This window comes from Phycicoccus sp. M110.8 (assembly GCF_032464895.1).
Classification (GTDB): Bacteria; Actinomycetota; Actinomycetes; order Actinomycetales; family Dermatophilaceae; genus Pedococcus.
The window spans coordinates 19,892-43,932 of the sequence record NZ_JAWDIC010000004.1; the positions used below are offsets into that span (position 1 = coordinate 19,892).

The 24,041-nt window shown below is 74.0% G+C and carries 23 protein-coding genes; 12 read left to right on the forward strand and 11 right to left on the reverse strand.

The window, feature by feature from the left end; all coding sequences use genetic code 11:
• The first annotated feature begins 2 nt into the window (after window positions 1-2).
• Together RKE38_RS15470 and RKE38_RS15475 are read left to right on the forward strand one after the other, a co-directional pair.
• Window positions 3-1,373 (forward strand): GH1 family beta-glucosidase, encoded by a 1,371-nt coding sequence (locus RKE38_RS15470; protein ID WP_316008367.1) that lies wholly within the window; start codon window positions 3-5, stop codon window positions 1,371-1,373.
• A gap of 5 nt (window positions 1,374-1,378) precedes the next feature.
• The gene (locus tag RKE38_RS15475) at window positions 1,379-2,404 is read left to right on the forward strand and encodes a LacI family DNA-binding transcriptional regulator (RefSeq protein ID WP_316008368.1); all 1,026 of its coding nucleotides are present in this window, start codon (window positions 1,379-1,381) and stop codon (window positions 2,402-2,404) included.
• Between the two features lie 187 nt (window positions 2,405-2,591).
• Here the strand turns inward: RKE38_RS15475 and RKE38_RS15480 are convergent, their stop codons facing one another.
• Window positions 2,592-3,326, reverse strand: a complete 735-nt coding sequence (locus tag RKE38_RS15480; RefSeq protein ID WP_316008369.1) for a DUF4191 domain-containing protein — start codon at window positions 3,324-3,326, stop codon at window positions 2,592-2,594.
• Between the two features lie 16 nt (window positions 3,327-3,342).
• Window positions 3,343-4,380, reverse strand: coding sequence for a lipoyl synthase (gene lipA / locus RKE38_RS15485; protein WP_316008370.1), 1,038 nt, complete (start codon window positions 4,378-4,380; stop codon window positions 3,343-3,345).
• Between the two features lie 196 nt (window positions 4,381-4,576).
• Between lipA and RKE38_RS15490 the strand changes: the two genes are divergently transcribed.
• A complete protein-coding gene (locus RKE38_RS15490) occupies window positions 4,577-5,095 on the forward strand; it encodes a hypothetical protein (RefSeq protein WP_316008371.1) in 519 nt (172 codons plus the stop codon).
• 51 nt (window positions 5,096-5,146) lie between these two features.
• On the opposite strand, the gene RKE38_RS15495 is transcribed toward RKE38_RS15490, so the two are convergent.
• From RKE38_RS15495 to RKE38_RS15505, 3 genes are all read right to left on the reverse strand, one after another.
• Window positions 5,147-5,557 (reverse strand): hypothetical protein, encoded by a 411-nt coding sequence (locus tag RKE38_RS15495; RefSeq protein ID WP_316008372.1) that lies wholly within the window; start codon window positions 5,555-5,557, stop codon window positions 5,147-5,149.
• Window positions 5,558-5,641: 84 nt separating this feature from the next.
• Complete coding sequence (gene lipB, locus RKE38_RS15500) at window positions 5,642-6,277, reverse strand: lipoyl(octanoyl) transferase LipB (RefSeq protein ID WP_316008373.1); 636 nt, start codon at window positions 6,275-6,277, stop codon at window positions 5,642-5,644.
• Window positions 6,278-6,308: 31 nt separating this feature from the next.
• Window positions 6,309-7,043, reverse strand: coding sequence for a peptidase E (locus tag RKE38_RS15505; RefSeq protein WP_316008374.1), 735 nt, complete (start codon window positions 7,041-7,043; stop codon window positions 6,309-6,311).
• Between the two features lie 68 nt (window positions 7,044-7,111).
• Here RKE38_RS15505 and RKE38_RS15510 point away from each other — a divergent pair, with 68 nt between their 5' ends.
• Complete coding sequence (locus RKE38_RS15510; RefSeq protein WP_316008375.1) at window positions 7,112-8,923, forward strand: serine/threonine protein kinase; 1,812 nt, start codon at window positions 7,112-7,114, stop codon at window positions 8,921-8,923.
• 16 nt (window positions 8,924-8,939) lie between these two features.
• On the opposite strand, the gene RKE38_RS15515 is transcribed toward RKE38_RS15510, so the two are convergent.
• The 3 genes from RKE38_RS15515 to lpdA form a co-directional block, all read right to left on the reverse strand.
• Complete coding sequence (locus tag RKE38_RS15515) at window positions 8,940-9,839, reverse strand: TIGR01777 family oxidoreductase (RefSeq protein WP_316008376.1); 900 nt, start codon at window positions 9,837-9,839, stop codon at window positions 8,940-8,942.
• Between the two features lie 143 nt (window positions 9,840-9,982).
• Entirely contained in the window at window positions 9,983-11,893 is a 1,911-nt protein-coding gene (gene sucB / locus RKE38_RS15520; RefSeq protein ID WP_316008377.1) for a 2-oxoglutarate dehydrogenase, E2 component, dihydrolipoamide succinyltransferase, read from the reverse strand.
• Between the two features lie 37 nt (window positions 11,894-11,930).
• Window positions 11,931-13,310 carry a dihydrolipoyl dehydrogenase gene (lpdA, locus tag RKE38_RS15525; protein ID WP_316008378.1) on the reverse strand — a complete coding sequence of 460 codons (1,380 nt, stop codon included), beginning with the start codon at window positions 13,308-13,310 and terminating at the stop codon, window positions 11,931-11,933.
• A gap of 263 nt (window positions 13,311-13,573) precedes the next feature.
• On the opposite strand from lpdA, the gene RKE38_RS15530 reads away from it, so the two are divergent.
• Both RKE38_RS15530 and RKE38_RS15535 read left to right on the forward strand, forming a co-directional pair.
• Window positions 13,574-13,849 carry a hypothetical protein gene (locus RKE38_RS15530; RefSeq protein ID WP_316008379.1) on the forward strand — a complete coding sequence of 92 codons (276 nt, stop codon included), beginning with the start codon at window positions 13,574-13,576 and terminating at the stop codon, window positions 13,847-13,849.
• Window positions 13,850-13,976: 127 nt separating this feature from the next.
• Entirely contained in the window at window positions 13,977-14,165 is a 189-nt protein-coding gene (locus RKE38_RS15535) for a DUF5302 domain-containing protein (protein ID WP_316008380.1), read from the forward strand.
• 111 nt (window positions 14,166-14,276) lie between these two features.
• On the opposite strand, the gene RKE38_RS15540 is transcribed toward RKE38_RS15535, so the two are convergent.
• Window positions 14,277-15,794, reverse strand: a complete 1,518-nt coding sequence (locus RKE38_RS15540) for a leucyl aminopeptidase (protein ID WP_316008381.1) — start codon at window positions 15,792-15,794, stop codon at window positions 14,277-14,279.
• A gap of 123 nt (window positions 15,795-15,917) precedes the next feature.
• Here RKE38_RS15540 and gcvT point away from each other — a divergent pair, with 123 nt between their 5' ends.
• The 3 genes from gcvT (at window position 15,918) to RKE38_RS15555 (ending at window position 18,558) form a co-directional block, all read left to right on the forward strand.
• Window positions 15,918-17,024, forward strand: a complete 1,107-nt coding sequence (gene gcvT, locus RKE38_RS15545; RefSeq protein WP_316008382.1) for a glycine cleavage system aminomethyltransferase GcvT — start codon at window positions 15,918-15,920, stop codon at window positions 17,022-17,024.
• Between the two features lie 65 nt (window positions 17,025-17,089).
• On the forward strand, window positions 17,090-17,566 hold the full coding sequence (locus RKE38_RS15550; RefSeq protein ID WP_316008383.1) for an OsmC family protein: 477 nt from the start codon (window positions 17,090-17,092) through the stop codon (window positions 17,564-17,566).
• A 128-nt stretch (window positions 17,567-17,694) separates the two neighbouring features.
• Window positions 17,695-18,558, forward strand: coding sequence for an LLM class flavin-dependent oxidoreductase (locus RKE38_RS15555; protein ID WP_316008384.1), 864 nt, complete (start codon window positions 17,695-17,697; stop codon window positions 18,556-18,558).
• A gap of 98 nt (window positions 18,559-18,656) precedes the next feature.
• On the opposite strand, the gene RKE38_RS15560 is transcribed toward RKE38_RS15555, so the two are convergent.
• Complete coding sequence (locus RKE38_RS15560) at window positions 18,657-20,234, reverse strand: ABC transporter ATP-binding protein (RefSeq protein ID WP_316008385.1); 1,578 nt, start codon at window positions 20,232-20,234, stop codon at window positions 18,657-18,659.
• 71 nt (window positions 20,235-20,305) lie between these two features.
• Here RKE38_RS15560 and RKE38_RS15565 point away from each other — a divergent pair, with 71 nt between their 5' ends.
• Complete coding sequence (locus RKE38_RS15565) at window positions 20,306-20,521, forward strand: hypothetical protein (protein WP_316008386.1); 216 nt, start codon at window positions 20,306-20,308, stop codon at window positions 20,519-20,521.
• Between the two features lie 26 nt (window positions 20,522-20,547).
• On the opposite strand, the gene RKE38_RS15570 is transcribed toward RKE38_RS15565, so the two are convergent.
• Window positions 20,548-21,129, reverse strand: a complete 582-nt coding sequence (locus RKE38_RS15570; RefSeq protein WP_316008387.1) for a DUF3043 domain-containing protein — start codon at window positions 21,127-21,129, stop codon at window positions 20,548-20,550.
• A gap of 84 nt (window positions 21,130-21,213) precedes the next feature.
• Here RKE38_RS15570 and RKE38_RS15575 point away from each other — a divergent pair, with 84 nt between their 5' ends.
• Together RKE38_RS15575 and RKE38_RS15580 are read left to right on the forward strand one after the other, a co-directional pair.
• Window positions 21,214-22,578: a dipeptidase gene (locus RKE38_RS15575; RefSeq protein WP_316008388.1), complete on the forward strand. Its 1,365-nt coding sequence runs from the start codon at window positions 21,214-21,216 to the stop codon at window positions 22,576-22,578.
• On the forward strand, window positions 22,575-24,035 hold the full coding sequence (locus RKE38_RS15580) for a beta-glucosidase (protein WP_316008389.1): 1,461 nt from the start codon (window positions 22,575-22,577) through the stop codon (window positions 24,033-24,035). The genes RKE38_RS15575 and RKE38_RS15580 overlap by 4 nt, the downstream gene beginning before the upstream one ends.
• The last annotated feature ends 6 nt before the right edge of the window (window positions 24,036-24,041 follow it).

The following is a 24,041-nucleotide window of genomic DNA, read 5'->3' on the forward strand; positions in this document are numbered from 1 at the left end:
CCATGACCGGACAGGACCCCTCGAAGCGAACCCCACTGATGCGCAACGCATTCCCCACGGACTTCACGTGGGGCGTGGCGACGTCGAGCTACCAGATCGAGGGCGGCACGAAGGAGGACGGCCGCGGCCCATCGATCTGGGACACCTTCTCCGGCACCCCCGGACGTGTGGTCGACGGGGACACCGGCGAGGTGGCCGTCGAGCACTTCCACCGGTACGAGGAGGACGTCGCGCTCATGGCCGACCTCGGCGTCGAGGCCTACCGGTTCTCGGTGGCGTGGCCGCGCGTGCAGCCGACCGGCTCGGGCCCGGTGAACGTCGCGGGGCTGGACTTCTACGACCGCCTCGTCGACGCGCTCCTCGCCCGCGGCATCGCCCCGTGGGCGACGCTCTACCACTGGGACCTGCCGCAGCCGCTCGAGGACGCGGGGGGCTGGCCGGTGCGTGACACGGCCGAGCGGTTCGCCGAGTATGCCGGGCACGTCGCCCGGGCGCTGGGGGACCGGGTGGGCCACTTCATCACCCTCAACGAGCCGTGGTGCTCGGCCTTCCTCGGCTACGGCAGCGGCCGGCACGCCCCCGGCCGGTCGGACCCCGCCGACGCCCTGGCGGCCTCGCACCACCTGCTGCTCGGCCACGGGCTGGCGGTCCAGGCGATCCGGGCCGCGGCCCCCGAGGCGCAGGTCGGCGTCACCCTCAACCTCTACCCGGTCGACGGCGCCCACGACGGCCACGGGGTGGCGGATGCCGTGCGCCGGGTCGACGGCCTCGCCAACCGCTGGTTCCTCGACCCGGTGCTGCGCGGCGCATACCCGAAGGACGTCGTCGAGGACGTGCGGCACCTGAGCGACCTCGCCTTCGTCCGCGACGGCGACCTCGACGTCGTCTCGGCGCCCCTGGACTTCCTCGGCGTCAACTACTACACCCGCCACGTGGTGGCTCCCGGCGCCTTCCCCGGCACCGTGGACGTCGACTTCCAGGGGCGCGGCATGCCGACCACGGCCATGGGCTGGGAGGTCGACCCCGACGGGCTGTTCGACATCCTCACCCGGGTGACGCGCGACTACGGCGACCTGCCCCTGGTCCTGACGGAGAACGGTGCGGCGTTCGAGGACGTCCTCGTCGACGGGCGCGTGCACGACGAGCAGCGCGTGGAGTTCCTGCGCGGTCACCTCGACGCCGGCCGCCGGGCCGTCGAGGCCGGGGTCCCACTGGCGGGGTACTTCGCCTGGTCGCTCATGGACAACTTCGAGTGGGCGGAGGGGTACGCCAAGCGTTTCGGGCTGGTGCACGTCGACTTCCGCACGCAGGAGCGCACGGTCAAGGACAGCGGACGGTGGTACTCGGAGTTCCTGACCGGCACGCCATACTGACGCCCATGAGCAGTGCGCACGGTGGCCAGCCCACCCTCGAGGAGGTCGCCACCCGTGCGGGGGTGGGCCGGGGCACCGTTTCGCGCGTCATCAACGGGTCACCGCAGGTCTCCGAGCGCACCCGCGCCCGCGTGATGCAGGCGGTGAGCGACCTCGGCTACGTGCCCAACATGGCTGCCCGGGCCCTCGTCACGCGCAGGACGGGTGCGATCGCGCTGGTGATCTCCGAGCCGGAGGAGCGCATCTTCGGCGAGCCGTTCTTCGCCGGGGTGGTGCGGGGCATCACGACGGTCGTGGGGGAGTCCTCCCGCCAGCTCGTGCTCGCCCTCGTGCAGAACCGCGACCAGGCCGAGCGGCTCGACAGCTACCTCACGCCGCAGCACGTCGACGGCGTCCTCGTGCTGTCTGCCCACGACAGCGACACGCTCCCGGGGCGGATCCAGGGGCGGGGTCTGCCGATCGTCCTGTGTGGCCGGCCGACGACCGAGCAGGGCCTCAGCTGGGTCGACGTCGACAACGTCGGCGGGGCGCGGGCCGCGGTCGCGCACCTGCTGGCCGAAGGGCGCCGCACCGTGGGGCTGATCGCCGGGCCGCAGGACATGATCGCCGGGCGCGACCGCCTCGAGGGCTACCAGCAGGCGCTGCGCGACGCCGGCGTCGGTGTCGACGACGGCCTCGTCGAGACCGGTGACTTCACCGAGGCCAGCGGGGCCACCGCGATGCGGGCGCTGCTGGCGCGCCACCCCGAGGTCGACGCCGTGTTCGCGGCGAGCGACCTCATGGCGCTCGGTGCCATCCGGGTGCTGCGGGAGGCGGGACGCTCGGTGCCGGGGGACGTGGCGGTGGTCGGGTTCGACGACGGCCCCGTCGCCGCGGTCGCCGAGCCGGCGCTCACGACGGTGCACCAGCCGATGGAGCAGCTCGGGCGCGAGATGGCGACGATGCTGCTGTCGCGGATCAACGGCGGCGGGGACACAGGCCCCTCACACGTCGTGCTCGACACGCATCTGGTCACCCGCGCCTCCGCCTGAGCGCGCGTGGGGGATGCCGGCCTCCTCCAGCCCTTCACGGACTCGTGGCCACATGGCCGCGAGGTGAGGCACCCGGTGCGGGGCTCGGTGGCCCGAAGTCGGGGAGACCCAGCGACTCGTGGCCACACGGCCGCGGTCCCGGGGTCACGGTCCGGGGTGCAGTGGCCCGAAGTCGGCCGGCGCAGGGTCAGCGGCCGCGCATGGCCTTGCGGTCGACGCGGGCACGCATGGGGTCCATGCCGGCGGGGATGGGCGGGCGGACGCCACCGAGGGCCTTGAGCCGCTTGTTGACGGCGGCCGCCTCCTCCTTGGTGAGGACCGGCTTCATCCGCGTCATCCTGGCGCTGACCTTGCGGACCGGCACCTGGTCGGCCTCGTCACCGACGACCAGGGTCGTCACCGGGACGCCGGGCGCGACGCGCTCGACCTTCTTGCGCTCCTGGGCGATGAGCTTGGAGCGGCGGGCGTTCGGGCCCTCGGCCACGAGCACCACGCCCGGGCGGCCGACCGCGCGGTAGACGAACGCCGCGCCGGCCATGTCCTCGGGGCGCGTGCCCCGGGCCCCGTCGACGGCCACCGGCTGCTGGTCGTAGTACCAGCCGCGGCGCAGGGCGCCGAGAGCGGCACCGGCGGCGCCGGGCTGGCCCTCGATGCTGCGGAACGCGGCCCGCTCGGCCTTGCGGCTGAGGACGAGCACGGCGGCGAGCAGGCCGAGCGGGATCGACAGGACGAGCGCGTAGACCCAGTGACCGAGGAGGGCGCCGATGCCGACGCCGACGACGAGCACCGCGAGGAACGCCAGCAGCATCCACCACGGGATGGTCCGGTCGACCTGACGCGCCGCCGTGTAGACCTGGCGGACCTGCGCGAGGCGACCCGGCTCCTTGGGCGTGCCGGACTGCTGCTTCTCCTTGCGGGCCATGGGGTCGAGGATACCGTCAGGCGGAGGTGCCGAGCGCCGCCGGCGTGCGCGCGGCGACGAGCGAGGCGGCCTCCTGGCGGGCCGGGTCACCGGCCGCGTCGGCGAGGTGCTGCAGGTGCTCGGGGATGGGGCGGCCCCACTTCGTCATGGCCGTCGCCCACAGCCGGCCGGCGCGGTAGGACGAGCGCACGAGCGGCCCGGCCATGACGCCCTTGAAGCCGATCTCCTCGGCGACCTGGCTCCAGTGCACGAACTCCTCGGGCTTGACCCACCGGTCGATCGGGTGGTGCAGCTTCGAGGGACGCAGGTACTGGGTGATCGTGAGGATGTCGCAGCCCGCGTCGTGCAGGTCGCGGATGGCCTGCTCGACCTCGTGGTCCTCCTCGCCCATGCCGAGGATGAGGTTGGACTTGGTCACCAGCTCGGCGTCGCGGGCCATCGACAGGACCTTGAGCGACTTCTCGTAGGTGAACGCGGGACGGATCTGCTTGAAGATCCGCGGCACGGTCTCGAGGTTGTGCGCGAACACCTCGGGACGGGCGTCGAAGACCTGGCCGACGAGCTCGGGCTTGGCGCCGAAGTCGGGCGGCAGGATCTCCACGCCGGTGTTGGGGTTCTTCTCGTGGATCTGCCGGATCGTCTCGGCGTACAGCCACGCGGCGCCGTCGGGCTGGTCGTCGCGGGCCACGCCCGTCACGGTCGAGTAGCGCAGGCCCATCTGGGCGACCGACTCGGCCACGCGGCGCGGCTCGTCGAGGTCGAGGGCCAGCGGGCGGCCGGAGGCGATGTCGCAGAAGTCGCACCGGCGGGTGCAGATGTCACCGCCGATGAGGAAGGTGGCCTCGCGGTCCTCCCAGCACTCGAAGATGTTGGGGCAGCCCGCCTCCTGGCAGACCGTGTGCAGGCCCTCGGTCTTCACCATCGAGTGCAGCTTGGTGTACTCCGGACCCATCTTGGCGGTCGTCCGGATCCACTCGGGCTTGCGCTCGATCGGCGTCTCGGCGTTGCGTGCCTCGACACGCAGCAGCCGGCGGCCCTCGGGTGCGACGGTCACGAAGACTCCCTTGCCTTGCGTTGTGCGTCCGGCGCGCCACCACCAGCCGGTATGCCGTGGGGCACGGGGGCGCCCGGAGGTTCCCGGGCGTCCTCCAAGACTACGCCTGCGCACCGTGGCGTATTCCTCGGGCCGGGTGGCGGTGGCCCTGTGGACGACGGGCCGGCTGCTCGTCCCACAACCCTACGGTGGGGTGATGGGGGAGCAGGGGTATGCCGGTTTCGACGAGCGGGTGGTCGGCCTGAGGGTGGTGGTGCTGAACCGCCCGTGGCGGTTGAGGTCGCCGCAGCCGGTCGCGCAGGCGCTGGCAGAGGTGTCGGGGCTCGGGCAGGAGGTGGCGGACAACGCCCGGTCGCGGCGGTACCGCGGTAGCCCAGAGCTCCGGGAAGGGCGGGCGCAGGGCCTGCAGGCGGGTCTGGTGCTCCTCCTGGTAGCGGCCGTCCTGTGCCTGTTGCCCGCCGTGGTCGAGGTGGCGGCGCTGGTGCTCGTGTGGCCGTTCTGGGTCCTCGCGCTGCGGCTCGTCCCGAGGATGCCCCGGACCGTCGAGGTGCGCCGCGGGCGTCGTGTCGTCCACACCGTGCGGGCGCGTGACGAGGCCGACGCGGTCGCTGTGGCAGCGGACCTCCGGAGGCGGCTGGCTGCCGGCCAGCCGTTGGACCCTGAACCCACCGACTTCAGCGACCTGCTGGTCCGACCTCGCCGGCGCAGGCGCTGATGCACTCGGGAGCGGGTGCCGATGCCATGGCCACGCCGGGGCGGGGTGCCGTCAGCTGCCGAAGGGGAAGGTGACGTCGGGGAAATACGTCATCCGGACCGCGTCGGCGAAGACGTAGACCATGATGAGGGCGGCGGCGGCGTTGAGGACCAGGGCAGCCCAGGCACCGGCGCGGCCGCCGCGTCGCAAGGCCGTCCGCGCCAGCCCGATGCCGAGTGCGGGCACCGCGATGGCGACGAGGAACAGCAGCGTCTCGACCGTCCACCCGGCCAGGTCACGGGCCATCAGGGGCAGGTCGCCCTCCTGCAGTCCCAGGAGCGGCAGCATCAGGAAGGTCCCGATCACGTCGGTGAGCCAGAAGACGAGCAGGAACGCTGGCAGCATCAGCAGCGACCACCGGGTCAGCTGCCGGTGCGTGCGGACGGGGTGTCCCGCTGCCCGGGGTGGCGTGAGGGTCGACATGGGGTCCTCCTTCTGCGGGGTCCACCCCCATCCCAGCGGGAGGGGGCGGTGCCCAGCAGGGACGGAGGTCCCGGGGCCCGGGCGCTAGGCGGAGGCGAGGACCTCGGCCAGGTGCTTCTCGGCATACGGGAGCACGTCCTGCACGGTGACCACGCGCCCGGCCTCGCGGCTGATCGAGCTCACCCCGGCGTCCTCGATGCCACAGGCGACGATGTTGTCCGCCCACGAGAGGTCGGCGTCGCAGTTCAGCGCGAAACCGTGCATGGTCACCTGCCTGCTGACGCGAACGCCGATGGCGCCGAGCTTGCGGTCGGGGCCGCGCTCGTCCGCCAGGACCCAGACGCCGGACCGGCCCTCGACCCGCACGGTCGCCACGCCGAACTCGCGACAGGTGCGGATCATGACCTCCTCGAGCCGGCGCACGTGCGCGACCACGTCGATCGGGACGCCGTGCAGCCGTACGATGGGGTAGCCGACGAGCTGGCCGGGGCCGTGCCACGTGATGAGGCCGCCGCGGTCGACGTCGACGACCGGGGTGCCGTCCTTGGGCCGCTGGTGCTCCTCGGTGCGCTTGCCGGCGGTGTAGACGGCGGCGTGCTCGAGCAGGAGCACGGTGTCCTCGCCGCCCTCCACCACCGACGCGTGCACCTCGCGCTGGTGCGCCCAGCCGGCCTGGTAGTCGACGAAGTCGGGCGCGAAGCCCACGTGCTCGAACCGCATGTGCACCACGGTACGCCGCGGCCCGGGCGGGTCAGGGAGTGGGCAGCCGGCGCGGCTCGAGGCGCTCCTCACGGGCCTCGTCGCCGTCCCGGGTCACGATGTAGGCGCCCTTGCCGTCGGCCTCCGTGACCGCCTCGACGAGCTCGGTGCCTCGGTACACCAGGCCGACCCCGTCGTCGGTGCAGTGGGTGGTCGGCAGGGTGCCGTCGGCGACGAGCCGGTGGACGAGGGGGCGCCGGCGGCCCTCGGAGTCGTAGTGGACCCCGTTGCCGTAGGGCAGGAAGCCCAGGCCGTTGGTCACGGCGCGCAGCTCGGGGCCGAAGGAGTCGGTCGTCCCACCGAGGTACCAGCAGATCGAGCCGGCCGAGACGCCGGAGAGGACGACACCGGCCTCCCACACCCGGCGGAAAACGGCGTCGAGCTCGTGCACCCGCCAGACGGCGAGGAGGTTCGCCACCGAGCCGCCGTTGACCCAGACCACGTCCTGCTCGAGCAGGTGGCCCTCGACGTCGTCGAGGTTGGGCATCGGGAACAGGTGCAGGTTGGTGAGGTCGAAACCCGCCACGCGACCCGCCTCGTGCAGGTCGTCGGCGAACGCGCGCTGGTCGCCGCTCGCGGTGCCGAGCACCGTCACGCGGGGCCGCCGCCCGGTCACGCCGGACAGCTCGACCGCGTGGTGCACGAGGCCGTCGAACTCGAAGCGGGTGCGGTCGGCGAAGCGGTAGCCGCCGGACGTCGCGAGGATCGTGGGCTGGTCGGTGGGCATGGACCGGACCCTATGCCGGGCTGTGGACAACGGCGGCGGCGCCCCCTCAGGGCGGCAGACTCGAGGGCATGGAGGGGCATGAAGACGGGTTCGGCGACAACGGGTTCGGCGACAACGGGTTCGGCGACGACGGGTTCGGCGACACGTTCGGCTGGCCGGGGGCCGCGCCCTCGGCGGCCGGGGTGCCGGGTACCGGGGTCGACAGGGGTGACCTGCACGGGAGCGCCGTACCGCCGGAGGTGCCCGGGTACGACGTGGGTGAGCTGATCGGGCGGGGGAGCTCGGGAGCAGTGTGGGCGGCGAGCCGCTGCGCCGACGGCGCGGCGGTGGCCGTCAAGGTGGTGCCGGTCGGTACCGGAGCGCAGGCAGCCGACGCGGCCCGTGAGCTCTCCGTGCTGGCGCGTGTGGACGTCGAGGGACTGGTGCGGTTCCGAGAGGCGGTCGGCCTCGGCGGCGAGCGTCCGGCGGTCGCGGTGGTCCTCGACCGGGTGCGTGGCGGCTCGCTGGCGGGAGTCGTCGCGGCCCGAGGCCACCTCAGCGCGGGGGAGACCGTCACGGTGCTCGCGCCGGTCGCCCGGGCGCTCGCGGGCCTGCACGCCGCCGGGGTCGTGCACGGCGACGTCAGCCCGGGCAACGTCCTGCTCGAGCTCAACGGCCGGCCGCTGCTCGCCGACCTCGGGGTCGCCAGGGTGGCCGGTGCCGGTCCCGACGACCTCTGGGGCACCCAGGGCTTCGTCGCGCCCGAGGTCCTCGACGGACAGCGGCCGGGACCGGCGGCCGACGTGTATGCCGTGGGTGCGCTCGCGTGGTGGTGCGCCACGGGCGAGCCCCCCGGCCCGGGTGCCCTGCGGGCCCCGGTCGACGAGGTCCTCCCCGACCTGCCCGAGGCGTGGCGCCGGCTGACGGCCAGGGCCCTGGCCGGCGACCCGGACGCCCGGCCGAGCGCCGCCGAGCTGGCGCTGGGCTACTTCGACGCCGTGCCGTGCGAACCCTTGCGGATGACCGTCGGGACGGACGAGACCTCGCTGCTGACCCAGCGCATCCGCGACGCGGGTCGCACGCCCCAGGCTGCGGCACCTGCCGGCCCCACCCCGCGCCGTCCGGGGCCCGGGGGAGCGGTCGCCGGCGTCGTGCGTGCGGTGCTCGGCCGCCTGCCTCGCCTGTCCGCGTCCCACCTGTCCGCGTCCCGGCTGTCCGGGTCCCACCTGCCCCCGACGCGGCCGTCCACGTCACGGCCCACCCCGACCCGGCTGTCCACGCCACGGCCCACCCCGTCCGGGCTGTCCGTGCCGAGGGTGCCGCGCGGTCGCCTGGCCACCACGGTGCTGCTGCTGGCCGTCACCGCCGCGGTCCTCGTGCCCACCGGGGCGGTCGTGGCCGGCGGGGTGTCGGCCCCGGGCTGGCTGCCCGGTGACGCGCAGAGCGCGGCAGCCCCAGGGCCCACGGCCTCCGCACCGTCGACCCCTCGGGACCCGCTCACGGACCGTCACGCGCCCCAGCGCGATCCGCGTGGGCTGGTCCAGGCGCTCGCCGACGCGCGTGCGGGCCTGGTGGTGGCCGGCGACCCGACTCGGCTCGACGCCCTCGACGTGCCGGGTTCGCAGGCGCTGCGCCAGGACGCCGCGGCCCTGCGCGACCTGGCGGACCGGCACCAGCGGTACGAAGGGGTGCGCCTTACCGCGCGCACCGCCCGGCTTGTGACGGTCTCGCCCACCACGGCGACGATCGAGGCCTCGGTCGACACCGCGGCATACCAGGTGGTCGGTGCGGGGCGCGTCGAGCACCGTCCCGCCACGACGGGCCAGCCGTTGCGCCTCGCCCTGGCGTGGAACGACGGGAGGTGGAAGGTCGACTCCGTGCTCGACCCCTCAGCCGGTTGAGCGGGGCGGCGCGGGCTCAGGAATTCTGGAGCACCCAGCGCAGGGCCGAGGCGACGTCCCCGTCGGTGTGCGTGAAGCCGCTGTCGGTGAGGCGACCGGGGACGACCCGCTTGCTGTGCAGGACCTCGTCGGCGAACCCGCCCAGGACGAGCCGGATCCCGAAGGCGGGCGCGGGCAGCACGGCCGGGCGGTGCAGCTGCCGGCCGAGCTCGCGGGCCACCTCGACCTGGCGGTCCGGGTGCGGCCCGACGAGGTTGACCGGGCCGGTGACCTCGGGGTGGTCGACCAGGTGGACCAGGCCGGCGACGGTGTCGCGCAGCGAGATCCAGGGCCACCACTGGCGGCCGTTGCCGAGCGGCCCGTTGATGCCGGCCTTGGCGAGCGGCAGCATCTTGGCCATGGCCCCGCCACCGGGCGCGAGCACCAGGCCGGTGCGGGGGTGGACGACCGAGAGCCCGCCGTCGCGGGCGGGGTCGGCGGCGCCCTCCCAGGCGCGCACCACGTCGCTGAGGAAGGTGTCGCCGGGAGCCGACTCCTCGGTGAGCACCTCCTCGCCCCGGTCGCCGTAGTAGCCGACCGCGGACGCCGAGACCAGGCGGACCGGCGCTCCGAGCTCGACCAGCGCCCGGGCGACGGTGGCGGTCGAGTCGACCCGCGAGCTGAGGATGAGCTGCTGGTACGACGGGGTCCAGCGCTTGTCGCCCACGCCGGCTCCCGCGAGGTTCACGACCGCGGTGACCCCCGCGAGCGCGCCGGGGTCGAGGCGGCGGGCGGCGGGGTCCCACTCCACCTCGTCGGCGGCCGAGGGAGCGCGACGGACGAGCCGGACGACCTGGTCCCCGCGCTCGCGCAGGGCGGCCGACAGCGCGCTGCCGATCAGTCCGGTCGAACCCGTGATGGCTACGCGCTGTGGCATGGGGTCTCCTGCGGGTCGGGGCGGTCAGCTCGCCGGGAAGGCGGCCGGGTTGGGAGGGGTGGGAAGGGTGGGGGAACGGGGTCGGGCACGGCCCGGGCAGAGCCCGGGCCGTGCCCGATCGTGCTGGGTCGGCTGGTGCCGGCTCAGACCTCGAAGTTGCCCTCCTCGAGGCGCGACTTCATGGTGCTGAGGAACCGGGCGGCGTCCGCGCCGTCGACGACCCGGTGGTCGTACGACAGGGCGAGGTAGACCATCGAGCGCACGGCGATCGTCTCGCCACCGTCGGCGTCGGTCACGACCACGGGTCGCTTGACGACCGCGCCGGTGCCGAGGATCCCGACGTTCGGCTGGTTGATGATCGGCGTGTCGAAGAGCGCCCCGCGGCTGCCGGTGTTGGTCAGCGTGAAGGTCCCGCCCGACAGCTCGTCCGGCATGATCTTGTTGTTGCGGGTGCGGTCGGCCAGGTCCGCGATGCCGCGGGCCAGACCGGCGATGTTGAGGTCACCGGCGTTCTTGATGACCGGGACGAGCAGCCCGCGCTCGGTGTCGACGGCGACACCGAGGTTCTCCTGGCCGTGGTAGGTGATCTGGTCACCCTCGACACTCGAGTTGACCTGCGGGTACTCCTTGAGGGCCTCCACCGCTGCCAGCGCGAAGAACGGCAGGAAGCTGAGCTTGGTGCCCTCGCGCCGCTCGAAGTCGGCCTTGGCCCGCGCACGGAGCCGGGCGATCTTGGTGACGTCGACCTCGACCACGGTCGTGAGCTGGGCCGAGACCTGCAGCGACTCGACCATGCGCTTGGCGATGGTCTGCCGCAGCCGCGACATCTTCTCGGTGGTGCCGCGCTTCGGCGAGACCGAGCCGGTGGTGGACGGTGCGCTCGGCGCGGCGGTGGGAGCCGCCGCTGCCGGTGCCGCGGCGGGCGCGGGCGCCGGGGCCGCAGCAGCCTCCTGGGCAGCCTTGGCGGCGTCGAGGACGTCCTGCTTGCGGACGCGACCGCCGACGCCGGTGCCCTTGATGCTGGCGAGGTCGACGTTGTTCTCCGCGGCGAGCTTGCGCACCAGCGGGGTGACGTATGCCGAGGCGTCCGCGGCCTCGCCAGACGTCGCCTGGGCGGGGGCCTGGGACGGGGCGGGCGCCTGCGCCGGAGCCGGGGCCTCGGTGCGCTCGGCCTGCTCGGCGGGCGAGGAGCCGGCCGGCTGGTTCGCGGCGGTCTCGGCGGCGGCCTGCGCGGTGTCGGCCTGCGCCTGGGCAGGGGCCTGCTCCTGCTGTGGCTGGGCCGGCTGCTGCTGCGGCGCCTCCTGCTGCGGGGCGGACTGCTGCGCGGGCTGCTCCTGCTGCGGAGCGGCCTGCTCGCCCGCGCCGCCGCCGGACCCGCCGATGACGGCCAGCTCGCCGCCGACCGGCACGGTGTCGTCCTCCTGGACGAGGATCTTGGTGACCACGCCGGCGACCGGCGAGGGGATCTCGGTGTCGACCTTGTCGGTCGAGACCTCGAGCAGCGGCTCGTCGACCTCGACGGTGTCGCCCTCGGCCTTGAGCCAGCGGGTGACGGTGCCCTCGGTCACGGACTCTCCGAGCGCCGGCATGGTGACCGTCTCGCCGCCACCGCTGCCGCCCGACTGCTGGCCGCCCTGGTCGCCACCGGACTGCTGCGGCTGCTCCGCCTGCTGCTGCTCGGGCTCGGAGGTCGCCGGCTGCGGCTCCTGCGCGGTCGAGGGCGCCTCGGCCGCGGGGGCCTCCTGGGCCTGCTCCTGCTGGCCGGACTCCTGCTGGCCCGCGTCCTGCGAACCCGCGTCGGACCCGCCCTCCGAGCTGCCGTCGCCGATGACGGCGAGGTCGGCGCCCACCGGCACGGTGTCGTCCTCGCCCGCCAGGATCTCCTGCAGCACACCCGCCACGGGGGAGGGGATCTCGGTGTCGACCTTGTCGGTCGAGACCTCGAGGAGCGGCTCGTCGACCGCGACGGTGTCGCCGACGTTCTTCAGCCAGCGCGTCACCGTGCCCTCGGTGACGGACTCACCCAGAGCCGGCATGGTCACGCGTTCGGACATCTGATCGTTCTCCTCTTGGTTGGAAATGTGCTGCGTTTCAGTTGTGGGCGTGCAGGGGCTTGCCGGCCAGGGCCAGGTGGGCCTCGCCGAGGGCTTCGTTCTGCGTGGGGTGCGCGTGGATGAGGCCGGCCACGTCCTCGGGCAGGGCCTCCCAGTTGTAGACGAGCTGGGCCTCGCCGGCCTGCTCGCCCATCCGGGCGCCGATCATGTGGACGCCGACGACGGGTCCGTCCTTCTCGCGGACGAGCTTGACGAAGCCCTGCGTCTGCAGGATCTGGGACTTGCCGTTGCCGCCGAGGTTGTACTCGTAGGTCTCGACCTCGCCGTACTTCTCCCGGGCCTGGGCCTCGGTGAGGCCGACCGACGTGATCTCGGGGTCGCAGTACGTGACGCGGGGGATGCCGGCCTCGTCGACGACGGCCGGCGACTGCCCGGCGATCTCCTCGGCCACGAAGATGCCCTGGGCGAACCCGCGGTGCGCGAGCTGCAGGCCCGGCACGATGTCGCCCACGGCGTACACGCCCTCGGCGCCGGTGCGCAGGCGCTCGTCGGTGACGACGTAGCCGCGGTCGAGGGTGACGCCTGCCTCGGCATACCCCAGGCCGTCGGTGACCGGGCCGCGGCCGACGGCCACGAGCAGCAGGTCCGCCTCGATGGTGTCGCCACCCTCGAGCGAGACGGCGACGGTGTCGCCGGACTGGGTGGCGCCCTCGAACCGCACGCCGGTGCGGAAGGCAATGCCGCGCTTGCGGAACGAGCGCTCGAGCGTCTTGGAGACCGCCTCGTCCTCCGCGGCCACGAGCCGGGGGAGTGCCTCGACGATCGTGACCTCGGAGCCGAAGGAGCGGAAGACCGACGCGAACTCGACGCCGATGACGCCGCCACCGAGGACGACGACGCGCGGCGGCACGAAGTCGAGCGACAGGGCCTGCTCGCTGGTCATGATGCGGCCGCCGATCTCCAGGCCCGGCAGCGACTTCGCGTAGGAGCCGGTCGCGAGGACGACATTGCGTCCCGTGATGCGCCGGCCGGCGACCTCGACGGTGGAGCGGTCGACGAGGCGCCCCTCGCCCTCGACGAGCTCGATCTTGTGCGCCTTGGCCAGGCCCTGCAGGCCCTTGTACAGGCGGGCGACGACGCCGTCCTTGTACGCGTTGACGCCGGACATGTCGACCGACTCGAAGGTCGTCTTCACACCGAACCGGGAGCCCTCGCGCGCGGTGTCGGCGACCTCGGCGGCGTGCAGCAGCGCCTTGGTCGGGATGCAGCCGACGTGCAGGCAGGTGCCGCCCAGCTTGCCCTTCTCGACGAGGGCGACGCTCAGGCCGAGCTCGGCCGCGCGGAAGGCGCAGGCGTAGCCGCCGCTGCCACCACCCAGGATGAGGACATCGAAGGTGGTCTCGGCCTCAGCCGGCATGCTCGCTCCCTTGCGTCGTGGGCATCGGACGGTCGCGCCGAGCCTGCGACAGGACCAGGTCGTGGCCGGGCGCGGATCGACACAGTGCATCTTGTCACTGTTTGCAGGAGGGGGCGCAAGCAGGTCTCGCGGTTGCGGACGCAGGGCCGCCGGAGCGTGTCCGGTGCACGGGAACGGCGGTGTCCTGCCCGTATCGTTGGTGCATGGCGTGGTGGAGACGGGGCGGCAGGAAGGCTCGCCGGGGTCCCTCGGACGGGCCCAACATGGCGGTCGACCAGCAGGCGGTGCGCCGGCACCTGTCGGAGTTCGCCTCCTCGCGCCGCGGCGTGGAGGCCTACGTCGAGCCGCCCACGAACGTGACCGCGACGACCGTCATCCTCATCGCGCACGACGGGGAGTGGACCCGCCGCGCCGCCGGCTCGCGCCAGGCCGCGTTCGAGCTCGCGGCCGGGCTCGGGGTACCCGTCTACGACGTGCTGCAGACCGGCTACCCGAGCCGGATGCGCGAGTGGAACTCGCGCCAGCGCGGCAAGGGCTGACCCGCTAGCGGGAGCCGACGCGCGACGAGGCGGCCCCCACCGGGGCAGCGCCGATACCCACTGGTGACCGCCCGGCCGGGGTGCAAGGCTGGGGGCGACCCGCACACCACGAGCCACAGGAGGCGGCATGTCTGGCAGGTCCGGATCGCAGGGGCCCAGCGAGGACGTCAAGCGCAAGTTCCGCGAGGCCCTGGAGAAGAAGCAGGCGCATGCCGGCCGCGACGTCTCCGACGACCACGAGCACGGCAAGGTCGACCACGCCCAGAACGCGGCGACCAGCGCCACCCAGCAGATGTTCCGCCGCAAGAGCGGCTGAGCGCCCTACCCAGTGCGACGAGGCCCGCCCGGGTGTTCCCGGGCGGGCCTCCTCACGCCTGCGACGCGGACGACTCGCGCCACGCCTCGGCGCCGCGGCGCTCGCGAGTCGTCAGCCGGCATACCCCTCGACGAGGCGCAGCAGCGTGCCGACGCCGTAGCCGGTCGCGCCCTTGGGCGTGTATCCCCACGCGGCGCCCTCGTTGAAGGACGGGCCGGCGATGTCGACGTGCGCCCACGGGGTGCCCTCGGGCACGAACTCCTGCAGGAACAGCCCGGCGGTCAGCATGCCGCCCCAGCGCTCGCCCTTGTGCGCCAGGTCGGCCACCGCGGAGTCGAGCTGCGCGCGCAGGTCGGTCGGCAGGGGCATGGGCCAGGCCGCCTCGCCCGAGGCGTCCGCGGCCGCGCGGACCCGGTCGCGGAACGCGTCGTCGTTCGCCATGATCCCGGCGACGCGCGCCCCCAGGGCGACCATCTGCGCGCCGGTGAGGGTCGCGATGTCGACGATCGCGTCGGGGGTGGACTCGCCGGCCAGGCAGATGCCGTCGCCGAGCACCATGCGACCCTCGGCGTCGGTGTCGAGGATCTCGACGGTGGTGCCGTTGCGCATCGTCACGACGTCGCTGGGTCGCTGGGCGCTGCCGCTGGGCATGTTCTCCGCCAGGCAGAGGTAACCGGTCACCGTCACGGGGACGCCCAGCTCGGCTGCCGCGAACACCGTCGCGGCGACGGCGGCCGCGCCCGCCATGTCGGACTTCATCGAGAGCATCGAGGCCGGGGGCTTGATGCACAGGCCGCCGGAGTCGAACGTGATGCCCTTGCCCACGAGGGCGACCGAACCGCGCGCCTTCGGCGGGTTCCACGTCAGGGTGACGATGCGGGGCGGGTTGACCGAGCCCTGGCCGACACCCACGATGCCGCCGAAGCCGCCCTTGACGAGCGCCTTCTCGTCGAGCACCGAGACCTTCACCTTCGCCGAGGCCGCGCCCGCACGCTCCTTGACCGACTCGGCGAAGGACTGCGGGAACAGCTTGTTCGGCGGGGTGTTCACGAGGTCGCGGGCGTATGCCTTGGCGTCGGCGAGCACCGTGGCGCGCGTCGCGGCGTCCTTGGCCGCCTTGGTGCGGCCCTCCGGCGTGACGACCGTGATGGTCGCGACAGGCTCGGAGGCCTTGGCGTCCTTGCCCTTCGGCGCGGGGCCGCGCACCCCGGCATACCGGTAGGCGCCGAGCGCAGCGCCCTCGGCGACCGCGGCGACCGACTCGACGCCCGTGGCGGGCAGGGCGACGGCGACCTTGCTCGACTTCCTCACCGAGCGCAGGGCGGAGCCGGCGGCGCGGCGCAGCACCTCGTGGCCGAAGCTCGTCGTGGTCGCGCCGGCCTTGCCCAGCCCCACGAGGACCACGACGGGGGCGGCGACACCGGGCACGCCCGCGACCGTGAGCACCTCGTCGGCCGAGCCTGTCGCGTGCAGCGCGGACAGCTGCGTCGCGAGGTGGCTCGCGGCACCGCGGGGCAGTCCGTGACCGGGGGCGAGGGCGGCCTCGCCGTCCTGGCCGATCGTGCCGAGGACGAGGACGTCGGCCTTGACGTCGTGGGCGGAACGGTCGGTCACGTTGACGGTCGTCACGGTGCTCTCTTTCTCGTGGACAAGGTCGCGACGGGCGTGGCAGCCCTGGGCTGGTGGCCCTGCTCGCCGCAGGATAGCCCGGCCCGTGCCGCGTCCCCGTGCTCGGGCGGTAGCGTTCGCGCCATGAGCGACGCCGCCCTGAAGACCTCGCCCCTGCACGACCGCCACGTCGCCCTCGGCGCGAAGATGGCCGACTTCGGTGGGTGGGAGATGCCGATCGAGTACCCGGGAGGGGGCGTGGTCCGCGAGCACACGGCGGTCCGCACGTCGGTCGGAATCTTCGACGTCTCGCACCTGGGCAAGGCCCGGGTCTCGGGGCCGGGCGCGCGCGACTTCGTGAACCGCTGCCTCGCGAACGACCTCGGTCGCATCACCGAGGGCAAGGCGCAGTACACGCTGTGCTGCAACGAGTCCGGCGGGGTCGTCGACGACCTCATCGCCTACCTGCGCAGCGACGAGGACGTGTTCCTCATCCCCAACGCCGCCAACACCGCGGAGGTCGTGCGGATGCTGGCAGCGGCGGCGCCCGAGGGCATCACGGTCGAGGACCTGCACGAGTCGTACGGCGTCATCGCGGTCCAGGGCACGAAGTCCGACGAGGTGCTGCAGGCGCTGGGGCTCCCGTCCGGCCACGAGTACATGTCGTTCGTCGAGACCGACTGGCACGGGCACCCGGTCATCGTCTGCCGCACCGGGTACACGGGTGAGCGCGGCTACGAGCTGGTCCCGGCGTGGGAGGTCGCCGGCGAGCTGTGGGACGCGCTGGCCGAGGCGGTCGCGCCGTTCGACGGCCTGCCGTGCGGGCTCGGTGCCCGCGACACCCTGCGCACGGAGATGGGCTACGCCCTGCACGGCAACGAGCTCTCCGTCGACATCACGCCGGTGCAGGCTCGGGTCGGCTGGGCCGTCGGCTGGAAGAAGGAACAGTTCTGGGGGCGGGACGCCCTGGTGGCGGAGAAGGAGGCGGGGCCGCGTCGCGTCGCGTGGGGCCTGCTCGCGACCGGCCGCGGCATCCCGCGCGCGCACTGCGAGGTCAAGCGCGGTGGCGAGGTCGTCGGCGAGGTCACGTCGGGGACGTTCAGCCCGACCCTGAAGAACGGGATCGCGCTGGCGCTGCTGTCGCCCGACGTCGCCGCCGGTGACGAGGTCGTCATCGACGTGCGTGGCCGCGAGGTGCCCGCGACGGTCGTGCGGCCGCCGTTCGTCGAGGTCGACGTCCGCGAGGGCTGAGACAGGTCGTCGGCGCGCCGGCCGTGGCGCCGGTCGCGTGGGCCGATCGCGTGGGAGGAGCAGGTATGCCGTCTGGTGCCGACCACCGGTACCGCGCGCAGGTGCGCTGGGCCGGGTCGACGGGGGCCGGGTACCGGGCGTACCCGAGGGCGCACTCGGCGTGGGTGCCGCCCGCGCCCGAGGGGTTCGACCTGTCGGCGGACCCGCACTTCCGCGGTGACGCCGACCTGCCCAACCCCGAGCAGCTGCTCGTCCTGGCCGCCTCGTCGTGCCAGCTGCTGTCGTTCCTCGCGGTGGCGGCACGGGCCGGGGTCGACGTCGTCGGCTACGAGGACGACGCCGAGGGCGAGATGCCGCACGACGCCGTGCCGCTGCGGATCACCCGGATCGTGCTGCGCCCGCGGGTCACGGTGGCTGCCGGGACCGAGGCCGGCGTCGTCGAGCGGCTGCTGCACCAGGCGCACGACGAGTGCTACATCGCGAGCTCCCTCACGACCGACGTGGTGCTCGAGCCCGTCGTGGTCGAGCAGCCCAGCGACTGATCGCGGGTCTGCGCACAGACGTCCGTGTGACTGCGCGCGGATCTGCTCCCTGCGCAGTGGGACGCGGGTCTGCGCACAGACGTCCGTCAGCGGGGTCGGGTGTCGGTGGTCGCGCCTAGGGTCCGGTCATGCGCTACGGATTCGTGGTCCCGTTCGCCGACGCCCGCCAGTTCGCCGAGCTCGCGGCGCTCGGTGAGGAGCGGGGCTGGGACGGTGTCTTCACCTGGGAGTCGCTGTACGGCGAGCACGCCTGGGTCGTGCTGGGCGCGGCCGCGATGACGACCTCGCGCATCCGGCTCGGCACGCTCCTCACGCCCGCGTCACGGCACCGGCCCTGGGACCTCGCGTCGATGGTCTCCACGGTCGACCGCCTCAGCGGCGGACGCGTCGTCATGTCGGTCGGGCTCGGGGCGCTGCACCCGGGGTGGACGCGGTTCGAGCCCGACGAGGGCCGCCGGGCCCGGGCCGAGAAGCTCGAGGAGGGGTTGGCGGTGCTCGCCGGCCTCCTCGCCGACGAGGGGTTCACCTTCGACGGGCGCCACTACCCGGTGCGAGCGATGGGCGAGGGGGCGCCGCCGGGACCGCCGCCACCTGCGCAGCGGCCGCACCCACCGGTCTGGGTCGTCGGGGCCTGGCGCCGCGGCCGCACCCGGCAGCCGTCGCTGGAACGGGCGTCCCGCTGGGACGGCCTGCTCGTGTCGGTGGTCGGGGACGAGCCGCTGGAGCCCGGAACGGCGTACGACCTGCAGACCTACGGGGAGGTGGTCCGGACGGTTCGCGGGATGCGGGAACGGGCCGGCCTGCCGTGGGACGGCTACGACGTCGTGGTGGAGGCCGACAGCACGGGGCAGTTCGTCCGCCTCGAGGGGACGCCGGCGGACTGGGCCGGTGTCGGTGCGACGTGGTGGGTCGAGAGCTGGTGGGCCGTCGACCCGGGACCGGAGGGCCTGGCCGAGGTGCGCCGCCGGATCGAGGCCGGCCCGCCCTCCTGATCGCGGGTCTGCGCACAGACGTCCGTGTGCCTGCGCCCGGATCCGATCCGTGCGCACGGGGACGCAGGTGTGCGCGCAGAGCAGAGGTGACTGCGCGGTCAGTCGTCGCGGAGGACGAGGGCGGCGAGCACCTCGTCGACCGTGAGATGGGGGAGCGGTGCGACGACCTTGGCGACCTGGGGTGCGAACGCCGGGGACGCGGCGAGCACCTCGCGGGCGGGGCCGTCGGCGACGACCTCGCCCTCGGCCAGGACGACGACCCGCGAGGCCACCTCGGCCGCCAGCTCGACGTCGTGCGTGGCCACGACCACGGCACCGCCGAGGGACGCCACCTCCCCGAGCACGGACGCCAGCGCGTGCTTGGCCCGGTAGTCCAGCCCGCGCGTCGGCTCGTCGAGCAGCAGGAGGCCCGGGGCGGGCTCGTCGCCGGGCCGGCCGAGCATGGACGCCAGCGCCAGGGCCATCCGCTGTCCCTGCGAGAGCCCGTCCGTCGGGACCTCGTCGGCCAGTCCGGGGGCCAGCAGGTCCAGCAGCTCGCGTCCGCGCGCCGGGTCGGTCGCGCTCGCGAGCTGCCCGGCCACCGTGGGCTCGGTGAGGACGGCCGAGGGGTCCTGCGGGGTCAGCACCGTCTCGCCCGCCACCTCCACCCGACCACGGCTCGGGGCCAGTCGGCCGGCGAGCGTCGTCAGCAGTGTGGTCTTGCCGGACCCGTTGCGGCCGAGGAGGGCCAGGACGTCGCCGGGTGCGACGTCCAGGTCGACCGACCGCAACGCCACGACGTCGTCGCGCACGACGCCCAGGCCCCTGACCCGGCTCGCGGCCGCACCGTGCCCCGGGCTGACGGCTGCCGCGCGGGCTGCAGGGTCGGCCGACTGCTCGAGCCGTCGACGCACGTCGCCGCCTGCCCGCCTCGCCTGGCGCACCGACAGCGGCAGCGGGTCCCACCGCACCGCGCGGCCCAGGGTCACGAGCGGGGGACAGACGGGGGAGTCCCGCATCGCCTCCGCAGGGTCGAGCAGGCCCGTCGCCACGCCGCCGGTGACCAGCACGATCGAGTCGGCGTGGTGCACGACGCGCTCGAGCCGGTGCTCGGCGAGCACGACCGTGGTGCCGACGTCGTGCACGAGGCGGTGCAGGATCGCGAGCACCTCCTCGGCGGCGACGGGGTCGAGCGCCGAGGTCGGCTCGTCCAGCACCAGGACGCGCGGGCCCGCCGCGAGGGCCGCGGCGATGGCGACGCGCTGCTGCTGGCCGCCGGACAGCCGGGCCACGGCCCGGTCCCGTAGGCTCGCCAGGTCGAGCAGGTCGAGGGTCTCCTCGAGGCGCCGGCCGGAGCCTGTGCGGGTGCCCCGGTGCAGCGCGAGTCCGCGGCGCACCTCGTCCTCGACGGTCGGGCCGAGCGGTGCGGGGTCCTGCCGGACGTACCCGACGAGCCGCGCGCGCTCGTCCGCCGCGAGACGGCGCAGCTGCGTCCCGTCGACCACGACGGCCCCCTGCACGCTCGCCGGCAGGCCGGGGTCCCCGAGCACCCGCAGCAGCGAGGTCTTGCCGGACCCGGTCGGCCCGGCGACCAGCACGAGCTCACCCTCGGGCACCGACAGACCAGGCACGGACAGGGCGGGCGCGCCGGTGGGCTCCGCGGCATACCGGACCCGCACCCGGTCGAGCTCGATCACGGGCGGCAACCTCGCACCGGCCCACCGCCACCGTCAACGGACGGCAGCGCCGCCACGCCTAGAGTGGGCGCATGAGCGACGCCTGGACCTGGACCTACCTCGACGCCGACGGCCGCGAGATGACCGGCGAGGGGCTGGTGACGACGGCGTTCCCGTCGCAGTCCGACGCCGAGAACTGGTTCGGCGAGAGCTGGCACGAGCTCGGCGCCCACGGTGTCGACGCGGTCAACCTGTGGCACGAGGGGCAGCTCGTCTACGGCCCGATGAGCCTGCGCGCGGCCGAGTAGACCGAGTAGACCCGGCCCGCTGCCGCTCAGGACGGGTAGTTCCCGCGGTCGACGAGCGGCCGCGGCATCCGCGAGCGGCGGATCTGGAAGCCGCGCATGACGGCGTACATGGCCAGGCCGCGGCCCACCTTGTCCTCGCCGAACTTCGCGACCAGCCGCTTCTTGAGCTTGCGCCACATGAGGAACCCGTCGACCGCGGCGATCAGGATGAGCGCGTAGACGCCGATCGACACCGCGGCGAACACCCACGGGATGCGCACGAACGACAGCGCCAGCACGACCAGCATGACCGGCAGCATGAACTCGCCGAGGTTCCACCGGGCGTCGACGTAGTCGCGGATGTAGCGGCGGACCGGGCCCTTGTCGCGGGCGGGCAGGTGCGCGTCGTCACCGGTGACCATCGCCTGGCGCTGCTTGAGCTGGGCCTCGCGGCGGGCCAGGCGGTCACGGTCGCGGGCGGCCTTGCGGTCGGTTTCGACGAGGGGACGCCGGCGGGCAGCCTCCTGGTCGCGCCGCTTGGGCGTCGGCCGGTTCTTGGCCCCCTCGCGCTCCGGGCGCGCGACGGTGTCGGCCTGCTGCTCGTTGAGGGTCTTGCCACGTCCAAACACGACGCAACTGTATGCCGTGCGGCTGCCCCCACCCGAATCGCGCCCGCCGACGGCGGCGCGGGCCGAGCCACTAGGCTCGCCGCCGTGACCGACGACGTGCTCACCCAGGACCAGATCGACGACCTCCGGACCACCGTGGCGGGCCTGATGCCCGGCGTGCGCTCCGACCTCGAGGCGCTCACCCGAATCCCCAGTGTCAGCCTCGACGCGTTCGACCAGGCGCACGTGGAGGCGAGCGCCGAGGCGACCGCCGAGCTGCTGCGGGCCGAGGGGCTCGAGGTCGAGATCGTGCGCGAGGGCGGCCGGCCCGCGGTGATCGGGCACGTGGACGGGCCCGAGGGGGCGCCCACGGTGCTGCTCTACGCGCACCACGACGTGCAGCCGCCCGGGGACGACGCCGACTGGGACAGCGCGCCGTTCGAGCCGACCGAGCGCGACGGCCGCCTCTACGGCCGCGGCGCCGCAGACGACAAGGCCGGGATCATGGCGCACGTGGCGGCACTGCGTGCGCACGCCGGCCGGCTGCCCGTCGGCGTGACGATCTTCGTCGAGGGGGAGGAGGAGATCGGCTCGGACTCCCTGCCCACCATCCTCGAGCGCCACGGCGACAAGCTGCGCGCCGACGCGATCGTCCTCGCCGACTCGACCAACTGGGCGCTCGGCGAGCCCGCCCTCACGACGACCCTGCGCGGCCTCATCCGCGTGGTCGTCACCGTGACCACGCTCGACCACGGCATCCACTCGGGCATGTTCGGCGGCGCCGTGCCGGACGCCGTCACCACGCTGGTCCGGCTGCTCGCGACGTTCCACGACGACGCGGGCGACGTCGCCGTCGCCGGCCTGAAGTCGGGCAAGGCCAGCGACCTGGACTTCGACGAGGCCAGGCTGCGCGAGGAGTCGGGGCTGCTCGACGGCGTCGAGGTCATCGGCACCGGCAGCCTGCTCGACCGCATCTGGGCCAAGCCCACGGCCACCGTCATCGGCTTCGACGCCCCGTCCGTGGCGAAGTCGTCCAACACCCTCGTGCCGACCGCGAGCGCCAAGGTGTCCATCCGCCTGGCCCCCAACGAGGACCCGATGGAGGCGTATGCCGCGGTGCAGCGCCACGTCGAGGCCCACACCCGCTGGGGCGCGAAGGTCGAGGTCCGCCTCGACGACCAGGGCGCCGGGTTCGCCGCCGACGCGGACGGCCCCGTCTACGACCAGGCGCGTGCCGCCTTCACCGACGCGTGGGGCGTCGAGCCGGTGGACATCGGCGTCGGCGGCTCCATCCCGTTCGTCGCCTCGTTCGCCGAGAAGTTCCCCGACGCGGCCATCCTGGTGACCGGGGTGGAGGACCCCGACACCCGGGCGCACGGTGCGAACGAGTCGCTGCACCTCGAGGAGTTCGAGAAGGTCTGCGTCGCCGAGGCGGTGCTGCTCGCCCGGCTCGGGGCGATGCCGCGATGACCGACTCCCCGACGAGCAACGCCGCGCAGTCGGCCGCGCCCGCTGAGCCGGCAGGCGGCTTCCCCGAGCTGCCGCAGGGCTTCCTCTTCGGCGTGGCCTCGGCCTCCTACCAGGTCGAGGGCGCGGTCGACGAGGACGGCCGCGGCCGCTCGGTCTGGGACACCTTCTGCGACCGGCCGGGCGCGATCGCGAACGGCGACACGGGCGCGGTCGCCTGCGACCACTACCACCGGTACCGCGAGGACGTCGCGCTGCTCAAGGACCTCGGCGTCGACAGCTACCGGTTCTCCATCGCCTGGCCCCGGGTGCTGCCGGCCGGCACCGGTGAGGTCAACGCCGCCGGGCTCGACTTCTACGACCGCCTCGTCGACGAGCTGCTCGCGGCGGGGATCCAGCCCGCGGCGACCCTGTTCCACTGGGACACCCCGCAGGCGCTCGAGGACGTGGGCGGGTGGGCGAGCCGGGACACCGCGGAGCACTTCGCGGCATACGCCTCGGTGGTCGGCGAGCGGCTCGGCGACCGGGTCGCGCGCTGGATGACGCTCAACGAGCCCAACGTCGTCACCATGCTCGGGTACGCCCTTGGCGTGCACGCCCCGGGACGGTCCATGGGCTTCGAGGCGCTGCCCGTGGCCCACCACCTGCTGCTCGGACACGGGCTGGCCGCCCAGGCGCTGCGGGCGGCCGGGTGCTCCAACCTGGGCATCGCCAGCAACCACGCACCCGTGTGGCCGGCGTCGGACAGCCCGGAGGACCGGCAGGCCGCCGAGGTCTACGACAACCTGTGGAACTGGATGTTCGCCGACCCGGTGCTGCTGGGCCGGTACCCGGTCGAGGGCACCGAGCAGGGCTTCCCGACCTACCGCGACGGCGACCTGGAGACCATCCGCCAGCCGCTGGACTGGTTCGGCATCAACTACTACAACCCGGCCCGGATCGGCGCCCCCGGCAGCGCGCCGGCGGGCGATGCTGCCACGGGTCAGGCGCCGGCCGCCGGCGAGGTCGTTGCGGACGGGCCGCCCATGCCCGAGGGGCTGCCGTTCGAGAGCCGGCGGATCGAGGGCTACGAGCGCACCGACTTCGACTGGCCGATCGTGCCCGAGGGCCTGGCGCAGGTCGTGCGGCAGTTCCGCGACCGGTACGGAGACGCGCTGCCGCCCGTCTACATCACCGAGAGCGGCTGCTCGTTCTCCGACGGCCCGGTCGACGGCCGCGTCGCGGACGACCGCCGGATCGCCTACCACGACGCACACCTGAGGGCCCTGGCCGGCGAGATCGCGGGCGGCGCCGACGTGCGCGGCTACTTCGCGTGGTCGGCCACGGACAACTTCGAGTGGGCCGAGGGGTACCGCCAGCGGTTCGGGCTCGTGCACGTCGACTACGACACCCAGGTGCGCACGCCGAAGGACTCCTACCACTGGTACCGCGACCTCATCGCGCACACGCGCGACCGCTGAGCTCCC